At 57.3% G+C, this 14,136-nt stretch carries 17 protein-coding genes; 8 read left to right on the top strand and 9 right to left on the bottom strand.

Annotation, left to right across the window (positions count from 1 at the left end):
• Nucleotides 1-7 precede the first annotated feature (7 nt).
• Nucleotides 8-880, top strand: a complete 873-nt coding sequence (araC, locus tag ABLV04_RS02440; RefSeq protein WP_023291739.1) for an arabinose operon transcriptional regulator AraC — start codon at nt 8-10, stop codon at nt 878-880.
• 61 nt (nt 881-941) lie between these two features.
• Here the strand turns inward: araC and ABLV04_RS02445 are convergent, their stop codons facing one another.
• Nucleotides 942-1,148, bottom strand: coding sequence for a DUF1107 domain-containing protein (locus tag ABLV04_RS02445; RefSeq protein ID WP_002886707.1), 207 nt, complete (start codon nt 1,146-1,148; stop codon nt 942-944).
• Between the two features lie 323 nt (nt 1,149-1,471).
• Here ABLV04_RS02445 and ABLV04_RS02450 point away from each other — a divergent pair, with 323 nt between their 5' ends.
• The gene (locus tag ABLV04_RS02450; RefSeq protein WP_023291738.1) at nt 1,472-2,029 is read left to right on the top strand and encodes a YtfJ family protein; all 558 of its coding nucleotides are present in this window, start codon (nt 1,472-1,474) and stop codon (nt 2,027-2,029) included.
• Here the strand turns inward: ABLV04_RS02450 and cysQ are convergent.
• Nucleotides 2,019-2,762, bottom strand: a complete 744-nt coding sequence (gene cysQ, locus ABLV04_RS02455) for a 3'(2'),5'-bisphosphate nucleotidase CysQ (RefSeq protein WP_023291737.1) — start codon at nt 2,760-2,762, stop codon at nt 2,019-2,021. The genes ABLV04_RS02450 and cysQ overlap by 11 nt on opposite strands.
• A 192-nt stretch (nt 2,763-2,954) precedes the next feature.
• On the opposite strand from cysQ, the gene cpdB reads away from it, so the two are divergent.
• On the top strand, nt 2,955-4,898 hold the full coding sequence (gene cpdB / locus ABLV04_RS02460) for a 2',3'-cyclic-nucleotide 2'-phosphodiesterase (protein ID WP_348815308.1): 1,944 nt from the start codon (nt 2,955-2,957) through the stop codon (nt 4,896-4,898).
• Between the two features lie 128 nt (nt 4,899-5,026).
• On the opposite strand, the gene ABLV04_RS02465 is transcribed toward cpdB, so the two are convergent.
• The gene (locus tag ABLV04_RS02465) at nt 5,027-5,398 is read right to left on the bottom strand and encodes a helix-turn-helix domain-containing protein (protein WP_032429258.1); all 372 of its coding nucleotides are present in this window, start codon (nt 5,396-5,398) and stop codon (nt 5,027-5,029) included.
• A gap of 90 nt (nt 5,399-5,488) precedes the next feature.
• Between ABLV04_RS02465 and ABLV04_RS02470 the strand changes: the two genes are divergently transcribed.
• The 4 genes from ABLV04_RS02470 (at nt 5,489) to ytfE (ending at nt 9,032) form a co-directional block, all read left to right on the top strand.
• Nucleotides 5,489-6,337: an SDR family oxidoreductase gene (locus tag ABLV04_RS02470; RefSeq protein ID WP_048296478.1), complete on the top strand. Its 849-nt coding sequence runs from the start codon at nt 5,489-5,491 to the stop codon at nt 6,335-6,337.
• Between the two features lie 78 nt (nt 6,338-6,415).
• A complete protein-coding gene (locus tag ABLV04_RS02475; protein WP_023291733.1) occupies nt 6,416-7,240 on the top strand; it encodes an AraC family transcriptional regulator in 825 nt (274 codons plus the stop codon).
• A 75-nt stretch (nt 7,241-7,315) separates the two neighbouring features.
• A complete protein-coding gene (locus ABLV04_RS02480; RefSeq protein ID WP_044525189.1) occupies nt 7,316-8,287 on the top strand; it encodes a DMT family transporter in 972 nt (323 codons plus the stop codon).
• Nucleotides 8,288-8,369: 82 nt separating this feature from the next.
• Nucleotides 8,370-9,032 (top strand): iron-sulfur cluster repair protein YtfE, encoded by a 663-nt coding sequence (gene ytfE / locus ABLV04_RS02485; RefSeq protein ID WP_032454637.1) that lies wholly within the window; start codon nt 8,370-8,372, stop codon nt 9,030-9,032.
• Between the two features lie 104 nt (nt 9,033-9,136).
• On the opposite strand, the gene cycA is transcribed toward ytfE, so the two are convergent.
• Nucleotides 9,137-10,540: a D-serine/D-alanine/glycine transporter gene (gene cycA, locus ABLV04_RS02490; protein ID WP_023291730.1), complete on the bottom strand. Its 1,404-nt coding sequence runs from the start codon at nt 10,538-10,540 to the stop codon at nt 9,137-9,139.
• A gap of 305 nt (nt 10,541-10,845) precedes the next feature.
• A complete protein-coding gene (fklB, locus tag ABLV04_RS02495) occupies nt 10,846-11,466 on the bottom strand; it encodes an FKBP-type peptidyl-prolyl cis-trans isomerase (RefSeq protein ID WP_002886687.1) in 621 nt (206 codons plus the stop codon).
• A gap of 219 nt (nt 11,467-11,685) precedes the next feature.
• Here fklB and ABLV04_RS02500 point away from each other — a divergent pair, with 219 nt between their 5' ends.
• On the top strand, nt 11,686-12,360 hold the full coding sequence (locus ABLV04_RS02500; RefSeq protein ID WP_023291729.1) for a LysM-like peptidoglycan-binding domain-containing protein: 675 nt from the start codon (nt 11,686-11,688) through the stop codon (nt 12,358-12,360).
• Between the two features lie 108 nt (nt 12,361-12,468).
• On the opposite strand, the gene rplI is transcribed toward ABLV04_RS02500, so the two are convergent.
• The 4 genes from rplI to rpsF are packed head-to-tail and all read right to left on the bottom strand — an operon-like array spanning nt 12,469 to nt 13,907.
• The gene (gene rplI / locus ABLV04_RS02505) at nt 12,469-12,918 is read right to left on the bottom strand and encodes a 50S ribosomal protein L9 (protein ID WP_004206464.1); all 450 of its coding nucleotides are present in this window, start codon (nt 12,916-12,918) and stop codon (nt 12,469-12,471) included.
• A 41-nt stretch (nt 12,919-12,959) separates the two neighbouring features.
• Nucleotides 12,960-13,187 carry a 30S ribosomal protein S18 gene (gene rpsR / locus ABLV04_RS02510; protein ID WP_000135199.1) on the bottom strand — a complete coding sequence of 76 codons (228 nt, stop codon included), beginning with the start codon at nt 13,185-13,187 and terminating at the stop codon, nt 12,960-12,962.
• Nucleotides 13,188-13,191: 4 nt separating this feature from the next.
• Nucleotides 13,192-13,506, bottom strand: coding sequence for a primosomal replication protein N (priB, locus tag ABLV04_RS02515; RefSeq protein WP_002885722.1), 315 nt, complete (start codon nt 13,504-13,506; stop codon nt 13,192-13,194).
• 5 nt (nt 13,507-13,511) lie between these two features.
• Nucleotides 13,512-13,907 (bottom strand): 30S ribosomal protein S6, encoded by a 396-nt coding sequence (rpsF, locus tag ABLV04_RS02520; protein WP_008807174.1) that lies wholly within the window; start codon nt 13,905-13,907, stop codon nt 13,512-13,514.
• Nucleotides 13,908-14,136: the final 229 nt, after the last annotated feature.

The following is a 14,136-nucleotide window of genomic DNA, read 5'->3' on the forward strand; positions in this document are numbered from 1 at the left end:
AGAGAGAATGGAACTTGATATCAATGAGCTACTCAATTTCTCGCCATTGATGAAAACCTTTACCTTCAATGCCTGGGTTGTCGCGGGCTTCACGCCGATAACCCGCGGCTCCAAACTGGACTACTACATTAATCGTCCGCAGGGGATGAAAGGTTACATCATCAATCTGACCCTGCGTGGCCAGGCGCGGGCGAAAGCGGGCGATGGCTTTCTTCTGTGTCGGGAAAACGATCTGCTGCTGTTTCCCCCCGGCGTGCCTCATCATTACGGCAGAGACGAACACAGCGAGTATTGGGACCATCTCTGGATCTACTTTATTCCCCGCCCCTACTGGATAGACTGGCTAAAATGGGACCAAACCACGCACGGCATCGGCAAAACGACCGTTGCTGACCCCGACCAGCTCCAGCACCTGCGCGATCTGTTCCATGAAGTGATACGCCACCACTCGGCCTCCGCGCCGCTGTCGGAAGCGCTGGCGATGAACGCCCTGGAAAGGTTGATCCTCCGCTGTTTTCAGCAACAGCCCATCAGCAACCGCCACGCCCACGATCCGCGAATTAACGCCGTCTGCGACTACCTTAACGCCCATATCGCGCAAGAGGTAAAAATCGAGACCCTGGCGGCGATGGTATTTATCTCTCCTTCACGTCTGGCGCACCTTTTCAAAAATGAGCTGGGGCAGACGGTTTACGCCTGGCGGGAAGCTCAGCGCATCAACCGCGCCAGGTGGCTCATTCAGAGCACCACACTCCCGCTTAACAAGATTGCCTTATCGGTGGGTTACAGCGATCCGGTCTATTTCACCCGCTTGTTTCGTAAACATAACGGCATTCCACCGGGGGAGTATCGCAAACGCTATGCGGAGATGAAGGGCTGAAAACATCAACGGCCCCCATCGGGAGCCGTCTTTTACCTACTACGTACTGCTACGTGTCAGGTTATGCCATCTCAGTTTGCAGACGCAACACCTGACGATTGACTTCGGACATCACTGACAGATGCAGCTTGTCCTTGACCTTCGGGATAAGGATTTTGCCCTTATCAAATTCAAATGCGCCAACGTCCTTGATGTACAACCGTCCACGAAACAGGATCTTCACGTACTTCGCCACTTGCAGCGGATTGTAGCGTTGGAAAATTTTCATTCTTCTCTCCTGCCAGGGTTACGCTCCTGTGGTGCCACAGTTAGCCCACGTATCGGGAGCGCAAATTTTAATGCCCTAAAACTATAGTCCAGAATCTCAGAGGGACCCAGTGTGTATAAGTTTATTTACCGTTTGATGACAATAATTCAGAATTTTCGTTTCGGACATACGATGAAGTAAGTATAAGTCGCCGTTTTTCGACTAATTTGTGCGTCAACACGCAAACTGGCATCCTCATTGCGGGTAATCGTCGCCAATCGCACTTATCATTAAACGAGACCAAGTGGTCGGATCACCTGCACAAAAATGATTAAGGATTCCGCATGACCCTACGTAGCATACTGGCCGCCTCGTTACTCCTCTTCCCGCTGCTGGCCTCAGCGCATAACTTTGTCGACGGCCAGCGCGTGGCGCCGGTCGGCGTCGCGGATCGGGGCGAACTTATTCTGGATAATGATAAGTTTAGCTATAAAAACTGGAATAGCTCGCAGCTGGTGGGAAAAGTGCGAGTCATCCAGCACATCGCTGGACGCTCGTCAGCAAAAGAGAAAAATGCCAACCTGATCGAGGCGATTAAAGCGGCGAGCTTCCCACACGATCGCTATCAGACCACCACCATTGTCAATACCGACGATGCCATCCCGGGCACCGGCATGTTCGTGCGCAACAGTATCGAGAGTAATAAACAGCTCTTCCCGTGGTCGCAATTTATCGTCGACAGCAACGGGCTGGTGCGGAAAGCCTGGCAGCTGGACGAGAAGAGCTCCGCGATTGTGGTGCTGGATAAGAGCGGGCGCGTACAGTGGGCCAAAGACGGCGCGCTCACCCAGCAGGAGGTGCAGCAGGTGATCGACCTGCTGCGTAAGCTGCTTAATAAATAGAGACCCGGAAGCCGGGGTTGAGGAAGGATTCACGCGGCGTGTAGTCGAGGGTTTTCCCCTGCCAGTCGTGAACATGCGCCCCGGCGGCGACCGCGACCGCATGGCCGGCGGCGGTGTCCCAGGTGCTGGTCGGCCCGAAGCGCGGATAGAGCTGGGCCTGACCTTCCGCCACCAGGCAGAACTTCAGCGAGGAGCCGATAGAGGTGGTCTGGTGCTCGCCCAGCTGCTCAAGGTACTCCTGCAGCTCCGGATCGTTGCCATGGGAGCGGCTGATCACCACCAGCGGCGGACGGGCATCGCGGACCTGGATCTGCTTGCGCACGCCGCACTCTTCTTTCCAGGCTTTGCCTTTTTCCGCGCTGTACATCACCTTCATCACCGGCGCGTAGACCACGCCCAGCGTCGGCTTGCCGTTTTCAATCAGCGCGATATTGACGGTGAACTCGCCGTTACGCTTAATAAATTCTTTGGTGCCGTCCAGCGGGTCGACCAGCCAGTAGCGCTGCCAGTGCTGACGCACTTCCCAGGCCGGCGGGTCCTCTTCCGACAAAACAGGAATGGTGGCATCCAGCGCCTGCAGGCCGCTGACAATGACTTTATGCGCCGCGATATCCGCCGCCGTGACCGGAGAATCATCTTTCTTGCTGGCGACGTTGATCGGTTGGTTTCCATCGTAAACTTCCATGATGGCATCGCCCGCGTTCCGTGCAAGCTGACATACTTGTTCTAACATTCTCCACCTCGTCTGGTTACAGTGGCGTTAACTCGTTGTTTTATTTATATCGCATCACCGCAAGTTCCGCTATCTGTGATAACGATGGCGGTTTCGCTGCCCACTTTTCTGGCAAGATTCACATTTCTGTAAGCAACAGAATATAAATACATTTTCTTCTGTGCTATCGCTCATAAAAAAAGGACGCCTCTGATGATTAAGTTTAGCGCAACGCTCCTGGCCACGCTGATCGCCGCCAGCGTCAGCGCCGCAACGGTCGACCTGCGGATCATGGAAACCACCGATCTGCACAGCAATATGATGGACTTTGACTATTACAAAGATGCCGCCACGGAGAAATTCGGCCTGGTGCGTACCGCCACCCTGATCGAACAGGCGCGGGCAGAAGCGAAAAACAGCGTACTGGTGGATAACGGGGATGTGATCCAGGGGAGCCCGCTGGGCGACTACATGGCCGCCAGGGGGCTGAAAGAGGGCGATGTTCATCCAGTGTATAAGGCGTTGAACACCCTGAATTATGCCGTCGGCAACCTGGGCAACCATGAATTCAACTACGGCCTCGACTTCCTGCACAAAGCGCTGGCCGGGGCGAAATTCCCCTACGTGAACGCCAATATCATCGATGCCAAAACCGGCAAACCGATGTTCACCCCCTACCTGATCCAGGACACCCCGGTTCAGGACAGCGACGGTCAATCCCATACCCTGCGCATCGGCTATATCGGCTTTGTGCCGCCGCAGATCATGACCTGGGATAAAGCCAATCTTAGCGGCAAAGTGACGGTCAACGACATTACCGAAACCGCGCGCAAATATATCCCGGAGATGCGGGCGAAAGGCGCTGACGTGGTCGTGGTGGTCGCGCACTCCGGCCTCTCCGCCGACCCGTATCAGGCGATGGCCGAGAACTCGGTCTACTACTTAAGCCAGGTGCCCGGCGTTGACGCCATCATGTTCGGCCACGCCCACGCGGTGTTCCCCGGCAAAGACTTCGCCAACATTAAAGGCGCGGATATCGCCAGAGGGACGCTGAACGGCGTGCCGGCGGTAATGCCGGGAATGTGGGGCGATCACCTCGGGGTGGTCGATCTGGTGCTGAACAACGACAGCGGAAAATGGCAGGTGACTCAGAGTAAAGCGGAAGCGCGGCCAATCTACGACGCGGTGGCGAAGCAATCGCTGGCGGCGGAAGACGGCAAGCTGGTGGCGGTGTTGAAAGCCGATCACGACGCCACTCGCGAGTTCGTCAGTCAGCCGATCGGCAAGTCCGCCGACAACATGTACAGCTATCTGGCGCTGGTGCAGGACGACCCGACGGTGCAGGTGGTCAACATGGCGCAAAAAGCCTACGTCGAACACTACATTCAGGGCGACCCGGACCTGGCGAAACTGCCGGTGCTCTCCGCCGCCGCGCCGTTTAAAGTCGGCGGGCGTAAAAACGATCCGGCGAGCTTCGTGGAAGTGGAAAAAGGCCAGCTCACCTTCCGCAACGCCGCCGACCTCTATCTCTACCCCAACACCCTGGTGGTGATGAAGGTCAGCGGGAAGGAGGTCAAGGAGTGGCTGGAGTGCTCGGCCGGGCAGTTTAACCAGATAGACCCGGCCAGCAGCAAGCCGCAGTCGCTGATCAACTGGGACGGCTTCCGCACCTATAACTTCGATGTGATTGACGGGGTGAACTACCAGATCGACGTCAGCCAGCCGGCCCGCTACGACGGCGAGTGCCAGATGATCCATCCGCAGGCAGAGCGCATCAAGGGCCTGACCTTCAATGGCAAACCGGTCGATCCGCAGGCCACTTTCCTGGTCGCCACCAATAACTATCGCGCTTACGGCGGTAAATTCGCCGGCACCGGCGAAAGCCATATCGCCTTTGCCTCACCGGATGAAAACCGTTCGGTGCTGGCGGCGTGGATCGCCGCGCAATCGAAGAAGGATGGCGCGATCCATCCGGCGGCGGATAACAACTGGCGCCTGGCGCCGATCCACAGTAAGACGCCGCTGGATATTCGTTTTGAGACCTCGCCTGGCGACAAAGCCGCGGCGTTTATCAAAGAGAAAGCCCAGTATCCGATGCGCCAGGTGGCCGCCGATGATATCGGCTTCGCCATTTATCAGCTGGATTTGAGTCAGTAATGCCTGTTCCCCGGTGGCGCTGCGCTTACCGGGGCTACAAACCGGAGCTGACGGGTAGCCCGGATAAGGCGCCAGCCGCTATCCGGGTACATCTCACCGGTGGCGGGGCTACAGGGAGTGATACATTTTCACTCCCCGTGGCTCGCCAGCACCGCGGGCAGATTAACCTCGATCCAGTCCGCCAGGGCGGCCACCTTATCGCTCACCTGCAGACCGAGCGGCGTCAGGCTATATTCAACGTGCGGCGGCACCACCGGATAAGAGACGCGGTCGATAAAACCATCCTGCTCCAGGGCCTGCAGCGACTGCGCCAGCATCTTTTCGCTGACCCCGCCCATTTTGCGCCGCAGATCGCTGAAGCGATGGGTCCCCTCGCGCAGCGCCACCAGAATCAACACGCCCCAGCGGCTGGTGACATGTTTAAGCACATCGCGCGACGGGCACTGTTCCGCAAACAGATTGCCGTTGCGCAGTTTATCGCTCAGCGTCGGTTCGGCCATTTTCATACTTACCTTTTTGTACGTACTTACTAAAAGTTAGTTAAGGTGTTAGCTTACCACAACTGCCAATAAACACGAAGGAGAAGCCCCATGATCGCCCTTACCGGTGCCACCGGCCAGCTTGGCCACTACGTTCTGCAAGACCTGCTTAAAACCGTTCCTGCCAGCCAGATTGTGGCGATTGTCCGCAACCCGGCCAAAGCCCAGGCGCTCAGCCAGCAGGGCGTCGTCGTCCGCCAGGCCGACTATAGCGACGAAGCGGCATTGACCGCCGCGCTGCAGGGCGTGAATAAACTGCTGTTAATCTCCTCCAGCGAAGTCGGCCAGCGTGCCGTACAGCACCGCAACGTCATCAACGCCGCCAAAGCCGCTGGGGTGACATTCATCGCCTATACCAGCCTGCTGCACGCCGACACTTCGCCGCTGGGCCTGGCCGCAGAGCATATTGAAACCGAGCAGATGCTGGCCGACTCTGGCATCGCTTACGCCCTGCTGCGCAATGGCTGGTATACCGAAAACTATCTGGCCAGCGCGCCGCCGGCGCTGGAGCACGGCGTGTTTATCGGCGCCGCCGGCGAAGGTAAAATTGCCTCCGCTACCCGCGCGGATTATGCCGCCGCGGCCGCCCGCGTTATCGCCGGTGAAGGCCATGCAGGGAAAGTTTACGAACTGGCGGGCGATAACGCCTGGACGCTGAGCGACCTGGCTGCCGAGCTGAGCACGCACAGCGGGAAAAACGTGGTCTATCAGAACCTCAGCGAAGCCGACTTCGCCGCCGCGCTGAAAAGCGTCGGCCTGCCGGCGGGTCTGGCGGATATGCTGGCGGACTCCGACGTCGGCGCCTCGAAAGGCGGGCTGTTTGACGACAGCCACACCCTGAGTACATTGATTGGCCGTCCGACCACTTCCCTTGCCGAAAGCGTGAAAGGCATTCTGTAACCGCCCCTCTCAGCTTTTGCGGTTGCGTCCCGGCGGTTCCTCTCTCATATTGAAGAGATCAACCGTCGGGAGGCAGGCATGCAGGGCGTACCACCCCAATTTAGTGATGAAAAAGATCGTGCGCGCTTTCGCCATCTCGAACAGCTGCCCGGGGTGGAGCTTTACCACGCCCATATCTCCCGCTACGCCTTTGAACCCCATACTCACGAAGCCTTCGGCATCGGCGTGATTGAGCAAGGCGCCGAGCGCTTTCGCTACCGTGGCAGCCAGCATATCGCCGCCGCCAACGCTATTGTCACCATGAATCCCGACGAGCTGCACACCGGCGAAGCGGAAACCGCCGACGGCTGGCGCTACCGGATGATTTATCTGGAGCCGGACCGTCTGGAGGCCATCACCGGGGTACGCGACTGGTGGTTCAGCGAGGTGGTCCGCGAGGATCCCCTGCGGTCCCGGCGGATTGGCCAGCTAATATATGGCCTGTGGCACAGCGACGATGCGCTGGCCCAGCAGGGAATGCTGCTCGACCTCATCGACACCTTCCGCCCTCTGGCCCACCATGCCTCGGCGCAGGGCGAGACAGGACATCGCTTCGACCGCGTGCGCGACTACCTGCACGATAACTATATGCGCCCCATCACCCTCGACGAGTTGGCTCAGGTGGCGGCGCTTAGCCCGTACCACTTTCAGCGCCAGTTTAAAGCCCACTATCATGTGACGCCCCATCAGATGTTGATGGCCATCCGCCTGTGGCGCGCCAAGGCGTTTCTCACCCACGGCATGCCCGCCGCCGAAGTGGCGATAGCCGTCGGCCTTACCGACCAGTCTCACCTGACCCGCGCCTTCACCCAGCGTTACGGCATTACGCCGGTACGCTATCAGAAGCAGGTCGCCAGGCGCTGATGCGCAATCTCATACAATATTCCCGCCCGCCCTCCTTCTACACTGCAGACAACCGTGATGACAATGGATGCAATGATGATTAGTGGTGTGTTGTACGCCCTGCTGGCGGGGCTGATGTGGGGATTAATCTTTGTCGGGCCTTTGCTGGTGCCCGAGTATCCGGCGATGCTCCAGTCGATGGGACGCTATCTGGCGCTGGGTCTGATCGCCCTGCCGCTGGCATGGCTCGGGCGCGCGCGTTTGCGCCAACTGAGCCGGAACGACTGGTGGACCGCGCTGGGTCTGACGATGATGGGAAATCTTATCTATTACGTCTGTCTGGCCAGCGCCATTCAGCGCACCGGGGCGCCGGTCTCCACCATGATTATCGGCACGCTGCCGGTGGTATTGCCGGTCTTCGCCAATCTGCTCTACAGCCAGCGCGACGGAAAGCTGCCGTGGCGGCGCCTGTTTCCAGCGCTGGTCTGCATCGCCGTCGGCCTGATCTGCGTTAACGTCGCGGAACTGCGCCAGGGTTTGCCTGATTTTAGTCCGTGGCGCTACGGCTCCGGCATTGCGCTGGCGCTGGGGTCGGTGGTCTGCTGGGCCTGGTATGCGCTGCGCAACGCCCGCTGGCTGCGGGAGAATCCGCATCAACCGCCGATGATGTGGGCTACCGCTCAGGCGCTGGTGACGCTTCCGGTTTCGCTGGCCGGTTATCTCGCCGCCTGCGCCTGGCTGCACGGTCAGCAGGCCGGGTTCCCCCTGCCCTTCGGCCCGCGCCCGGCGGTGTTCATTACGCTGATGCTGGCCATCGCGGTGCTCTGCTCATGGGTCGGCGCGCTGTGCTGGAATATTGCCAGTCAACGGTTGCCGACGGTGATCCTCGGGCCGCTTATCGTTTTCGAAACCCTGGCCGGGCTACTGTATACCTTTCTGTTGCGGCAAAGTTTACCACCGCTGCTGACCCTGAGCGGTATCCTGCTGCTGGTGCTCGGCGTGGTCTCCGCCGTACGCGCCAGGCCGGACAAACCGACGTTGCAACCGCTGACGCACGAAAAAAAGTAGCTGGGCCCTCTTAAGGGGTATTCCCTCGCCATAAAGATGCATTTAAAATACATCTTATATTCCTGATGACGAGGTAACTGCTATGGCTTTCCGTGACCAACCTTTAGGCGAGCTGGCGCTGACCATCCCCCGCGCCTCCGCCCTGTTCCGTCAATACGATATGGACTACTGCTGCGGCGGCAAACAGACGCTGGCGCGCGCCGCATCGCGTAAAGCGCTGGATGTCGCGGTGATCGAAGCCGAGCTGGCGAAACTGGCCGAGCAGCCCGTCACCCACGACTGGCGCGCGGCGCCTCTCGCGGAGATTATCGACCATATCATCGTTCGCTATCATGATCGGCACCGCGAACAGCTGCCGGAGCTGATCCTGCAGGCCACCAAGGTGGAACGGGTCCATGCCGATAAACCGAACGTGCCGAAAGGGCTGACGAAGTACCTGACCATGCTGCAGCAGGAGCTCTCCAGCCACATGATGAAAGAGGAGCAGATCCTGTTCCCGATGATCAAACAGGGGATGGGCGCCCAGGCCGGGGGCCCCATCAGCGTGATGGAAAGCGAGCATGACGAAGCGGGTGAACTGCTGGAGGTGATCAAACATATCACCCATAACGTGACGCCGCCGCCGGAAGCGTGCACCACCTGGAAAGCGATGTATAACGGTATCAACGAGATGATTGACGATCTGATGGAGCACATCAGCCTGGAAAATAACGTGCTGTTCCCGCGTGCCCTCGCAGGAGAATAACGAAAAAGGCGCCCGCAGGCGCCCTCGACATTGTCCGTCTTATTTGGCCACTCCGGGTGGCCTTTTTTATGACGGTCCGTTGCAAGCAACGTTAAAATGCTCTTTTATTTCGCCAGACGTTTTTTGCCGGCAAACAGCCAGCCCGCACCCAGCAGAACGAACCACAGCGGGGTGACCATCAGCGCTTCACGGGTGTCATCTTCGAGGGTCAACAGCACCAGTACGAAGACGAAGAAGGCCATGCACACCCAGCACATTAATTTGCCCAGCGGCATCTTATATTTGGACTTCTCGTGCAGCTGCGGACGCTTTTTACGGTAGACCAGATAAGAGCAAAGGATGATGGTCCAGACGAACATGAACAGGATCGCCGACACCGTGGTGATCATGGTGAACGCGGCGATCACGCTCGGGTTGACCATCAGCATCACCACACCGCCCAGCAGGCACATGCAGGAGAAGGTTAAGCCCTTCGCCGGCACCGCACGCTTCGACAGCTTGGCGAACATCTTCGGCGCCTGACCATCCTGCGCCAGACCGAACAGCATACGGCTGGTGGAGAAGACACCGCTGTTGGCCGATGAGGCTGCGGAAGTCAGCACCACGAAGTTAATCAGGCTCGCCGCCGCCGGCAGACCGACCAGCACGAACAGCTCGACGAACGGGCTCTTGCTCGGCACCACGGAGCTCCACGGCGTCACCGACATAATCACAATCAGCGCGAAGACGTAGAACATAATGATACGCAGCGGGATGGAGTTAATCGCTCGCGGCAGGGATTTTTCCGGGTCTTTGGTTTCGGCCGCGGTGGTACCGACCAGCTCGATCCCCACGAAGGCGAATACCGCAATCTGGAAGCCGGCGAAGAAGCCGCTCAGTCCTTTCGGGAACCAGCCGCCGTCATTCCACAGATGCGCGAAAGAGGCTTCGACGCCGGTCGGCGATTTGAAATGCATCATGACCATCACCAGGCCGACCACGATCAGCGCCACGATGGCGACGATTTTGATCATCGCGAACCAGAACTCCATTTCGCCAAACATTTTAACGGTGGCGAGGTTCAGGCCCAGCAGCAGCAGGATCACCGCCAGCGACGCGACCCAGTCGGAGAGTCCGGGAAACCAGAACTGCGCGTAGGCGGTGATCGCCACCACGTCCGCCATCCCTGTCACCACCCAGCAGAACCAATAGGTCCAGCCGGTAAAGTAGCCCGCCCAGGGGCCCAGCAGATCGGCCGCAAAGTCGCTGAAGGATTTATATTCGAGGTTCGACAGCAGTAATTCGCCCATGGCTCGCATAACGAAAAACAGCATAAAACCGATAATCATATAAACAAAAATAATGGATGGCCCGGCAAGGCTGATGGTTTTGCCAGAACCCATAAATAATCCAGTGCCGATCGCCCCGCCAATTGCAATCAGCTGAATATGTCGGTTTGTGAGATTTCGCCGTAGCGATTGTTCAGTCGGCTCCTGCTCGACAGCAGCGACTTTAACCTGATCTACCATGTGATTTCTTCCTGTTGTACCTGTCTGTGTTGTTCAGGCTCTGATGGCCTGTCGTCTGTCATTAACCCCAGCAAGGGCTAGTCGATATTAGGTAAGAATCGGAGGGATGAATACTATGATTTAGATATAATGTTAATTTTATGTTTAAAGTGAGTGTTATATCACTCATCTAACGCGAAATAGCTCACAAAAATACACCCATACGCGATGAATGCAAAACATAATTCCAATTAATTTTTAACTTAAGGATTTTACGCTATTTTTGTGGCTTCCCCCGCCGCCGGGGAAGAGGAAGCCTCTGCTGTTTAGATAATATCCAGCAGTTCAACTTCGAAGATCAGAGTGCTGAACGGAGGGATCGACGCGCCAGCGCCGCGCTCGCCGTAGGCCAGGTTGTGCGGGATGGTCAGTTCCCATTTGGAACCTACCGGCATCAGGGTCAGCGCTTCAATCCAGCCGCCGATTACGCCGGTCACCGGGAACTCTGCCGGTTCGCCGCGGGCGACGGAGCTGTCGAAGACGGTGCCGTCGATCAGTTTCCCGGTGTAGTGCACGCGTACGCGGTCGGTACGGGCCGGGATCGGGCCTTCGCCCTGGGTCAGCACGCGGAACTGCAGACCGGACTCGGTGCTGTTCACACCCTCTTTCTCGCGGTTTTCATCAAGGTATTTCTGGCCGTCAGCGGCCATCGCCTGGAAACGCTCGCGACGCACGGCGTCGGCGCGCTCGTGGATTTCACGCAGCGCACGGTGGACGGCTTCTACCGGCACCTGCGGCTGGTTACCTTCCAGCGCATCGGCGATACCCGCCACCAACGCTTCCGGCAGCAGCCCCTGCAGGCCGGATTCGCTCAGCTGTTGTCCAACCTGCAAGCCGATACCGTAACTTGCCTGCGCTTCGATAGTGTCAAAAGTTGGGGTTGCCATCTTTGTTCCTTTTTTGGGTGATAAACATCAAGAGAAAAGCGTCCGGAAGCATAACAGCCATAGCGAAATGGGTAAAACTTTGTCGGCGGATGATGACAAATCTCAGCGAAAAAGAAACAATAGGCGGCATCAGGTTAACTTCACTTTGTTCCGGTCATCAGGACGTTAGCCATCTATACTCATAGGCAGGATAAAAATATGCGGAGCAGGAGGAAAGCCATGCCCGGGCGCTTTGAACTGACATCTACCCTGGCGAAAATCTGGCACGCCCCGGATCATTTTCGCCTCCTGGACCCACTGCCCCCGATGCACCGCCGGGGAATTATCGCTGGCTTCCTGTTGGTGATTATCGGCATTCTGCTTCCCTCAGACGATAGCCAAAACCCGGCGTCCACCAGCCGTGAAGCAAACCTGAATCTGCAGTCGCAGTCCCAACCGCAAGCTGGCGGCAATCAGGCCGTTCCGCTGCCGCCGATCACCAATACGCCTACCGTGAGCGATGCCGACCAGATGGCGCCGGTCGCCCCGGAGCCGATTCAGGATGAGCAGCCGGATCAGGCGCAGACGCAGCAGCCCGCCGCCTCCCAGCCCTATCAATCCTCATCGCAGCAGTCCGCGCCGGGCATTGAGCAGCAATGGCGGACCTATCGCATCGAGTCAGGCAAAACCCTGGCCCAGCTGTTCCGCGATCATGGGCTGCCGGCCACCGACGTTTACGCCATGGCGCAGGTTGAAGGCGCAGGTAAACCATTAAGCACGTTGCAGAGCGGACAGACGGTGCAGATTCGGCAGAACGCCAACGGCGTGGTCACCGGGCTCACTATTGATACCGGCAACGGCCAGCAGGTGCTGTTTACCCGCCAGTCGAACGGCAGCTTTGTGCGTGCGCGCTAGCAGCGAAGACGACAGCGAGCGTTACGCCGCCGCAAAATGAAAGGCGCTAAAAAGCAAAACGCCGGCACAAGGCCGGCGATTTGTTGTTACCAGAACGTCAGAGGCCGATTACTCAGCAACCACGTTGATGATAACTTTAGCGAAAACTTCGCTGTGAACCTGGAAGTCCACTTCGTGCTCGCCAACGTTACGCAGAACGCCGTTCGGCAGGCGAACTTCGCTCTTAGCAACTTTAACGCCTGCTGCAGTGACAGCGTCAGCGATGTCGCGAGTACCGATGGAACCGAACAGTTTACCTTCGTCGCCAGCTTTAGACGCGATGGTTACGGATTCCAGGGCGTTGATCTGCGCAGCACGAGCTTCAGCAGCTGCCAGAACGTCAGCCAGTTTGGCTTCCAGTTCAGCGCGACGTGCTTCGAAGAATTCAACGTTTTTCTTGGTAGCAGGAACAGCTTTACCCTGCGGGACCAGGAAGTTACGAGCATAGCCCGCTTTAACGTTAACCTGATCACCCAGGCTACCCAGGTTTGCTACTTTATCAAGCAGAATAACTTGCATTACCTTATCCTCTCAAAGTCGTATTAATGGACCGTGACCGATTACTGATGACGATCAGTGTACGGCAGCAGGGACAGGTAGCGAGCGCGTTTGATAGCGCGAGCCAGCTGACGCTGGTATTTTGCACGGGTACCGGTGATACGGCTCGGGACAATCTTACCGCTTTCGGTGATGTAGTTTTTCAGCGTAGCGATATCTTTATAGTCGATCTCTTGAACGCCTTCCGCGGTGAAACGGCAGAACTTGCGACGACGGAAATAACGTGCCATATGGCTAGTCTCCAGAATCTATCAATTCAATCTGCTCGGCATGCAGAACCATTTTGCTCAAGCCGTTCTTTGCCTTATGGCAAGAGATGAACCCTCGAACGGTTACTGCGCTACCGACCGTTATACTGTGAGTAATGGCCTGGTTCTCGTGACCGCTAATAATAACGGGCATTTGACACCATGCCTGCCGGTGAAAACCGGCTTCCTCCTGCACTGAACGATGCTCAAGCACGAACTGGCAGTGAGGAATTCCTGACGGGCTGACCTTACGAAGTGGAGTCCTGCAAATAATGCCGGACAGCTCCAGACGGTTGGTCATCAGGATTACTCTTCAGAATCCCCAGCTTCAGAATCATCTGCGGTTTCGTTGGCGAAATCTTCGCGACGCTCACGGCGCTCGTCTTTCGCTTTAACCATCGGAGATGCTTCGGTAACAGCGTGCTTAGTACGCATTACCATGCTGCGGATAACGGCGTCGTTGAAGCGGAAGTTAGTTTCCAGCTCATCGATCGCTTCCTGCGGCGCTTCAACGTTCAGCAGAACGTAGTGAGCTTTGTGCAGTTTGTTGATCGGATAAGCCAGCTGACGGCGGCCCCAGTCTTCCAGACGGTGGATCGTACCTGCTGCTGCAGTGATTGCACCAGTGTAACGTTCGATCATGCCCGGAACCTGTTCGCTCTGGTCAGGATGGACCATAAAAACGATTTCGTAATGACGCATCGAATTGCTCCTTACGGATTATTCAGCCTCCTGTCTGGGTCAGCCGCGGCCCATGGAGGCAAGGAACGTGTTAAAGGGCGGCTGAAAAATTGACGCGTCATTCTAATGGCGGCCCCCCAGGAACACAAGCGCATTTGCACAAATAATTCGCACTAAGCGCCAAGTGGCGCTAAGTGGGTGATTTAAAATTAACCAGCAAAGGAAGCGGCATTTTTTTGAACAACTGCAT

This window comes from Klebsiella sp. JN_Kp127, assembly GCF_040062505.1.
Lineage (GTDB): Bacteria > Pseudomonadota > Gammaproteobacteria > Enterobacterales > Enterobacteriaceae > Klebsiella > Klebsiella quasipneumoniae.

What these genes read in the sequence shown, in the direction of transcription:
- cycA (WP_023291730.1), bottom strand. Translation starts at nt 10,540, where the DNA reads ATGGTAGATCAGGTTAAAGTCGCTGCTGTCGAGCAGGAGCCGACTGAA.
- ABLV04_RS02470 (WP_048296478.1), top strand. Translation starts at nt 5,489, where the DNA reads ATGATCGCCCTTACCGGTGCCACCGGCCAGCTTGGCCACTACGTTCTG.
- ABLV04_RS02445 (WP_002886707.1), bottom strand. Translation starts at nt 1,148, where the DNA reads ATGAAAATTTTCCAACGCTACAATCCGCTGCAAGTGGCGAAGTACGTG.
- fklB (WP_002886687.1), bottom strand. Translation starts at nt 11,466, where the DNA reads ATGGCAACCCCAACTTTTGACACTATCGAAGCGCAGGCAAGTTACGGT.
- ABLV04_RS02500 (WP_023291729.1), top strand. Translation starts at nt 11,686, where the DNA reads ATGCCCGGGCGCTTTGAACTGACATCTACCCTGGCGAAAATCTGGCAC.
- ABLV04_RS02475 (WP_023291733.1), top strand. Translation starts at nt 6,416, where the DNA reads ATGCAGGGCGTACCACCCCAATTTAGTGATGAAAAAGATCGTGCGCGC.
- rplI (WP_004206464.1), bottom strand. Translation starts at nt 12,918, where the DNA reads ATGCAAGTTATTCTGCTTGATAAAGTAGCAAACCTGGGTAGCCTGGGT.
- cysQ (WP_023291737.1), bottom strand. Translation starts at nt 2,762, where the DNA reads ATGTTAGAACAAGTATGTCAGCTTGCACGGAACGCGGGCGATGCCATC.
- cpdB (WP_348815308.1), top strand. Translation starts at nt 2,955, where the DNA reads ATGATTAAGTTTAGCGCAACGCTCCTGGCCACGCTGATCGCCGCCAGC.
- ABLV04_RS02465 (WP_032429258.1), bottom strand. Translation starts at nt 5,398, where the DNA reads ATGGCCGAACCGACGCTGAGCGATAAACTGCGCAACGGCAATCTGTTT.
- ABLV04_RS02450 (WP_023291738.1), top strand. Translation starts at nt 1,472, where the DNA reads ATGACCCTACGTAGCATACTGGCCGCCTCGTTACTCCTCTTCCCGCTG.
- araC (WP_023291739.1), top strand. Translation starts at nt 8, where the DNA reads ATGGAACTTGATATCAATGAGCTACTCAATTTCTCGCCATTGATGAAA.
- rpsF (WP_008807174.1), bottom strand. Translation starts at nt 13,907, where the DNA reads ATGCGTCATTACGAAATCGTTTTTATGGTCCATCCTGACCAGAGCGAA.
- ABLV04_RS02480 (WP_044525189.1), top strand. Translation starts at nt 7,316, where the DNA reads ATGATTAGTGGTGTGTTGTACGCCCTGCTGGCGGGGCTGATGTGGGGA.
- rpsR (WP_000135199.1), bottom strand. Translation starts at nt 13,187, where the DNA reads ATGGCACGTTATTTCCGTCGTCGCAAGTTCTGCCGTTTCACCGCGGAA.
- priB (WP_002885722.1), bottom strand. Translation starts at nt 13,506, where the DNA reads ATGACCAACCGTCTGGAGCTGTCCGGCATTATTTGCAGGACTCCACTT.
- ytfE (WP_032454637.1), top strand. Translation starts at nt 8,370, where the DNA reads ATGGCTTTCCGTGACCAACCTTTAGGCGAGCTGGCGCTGACCATCCCC.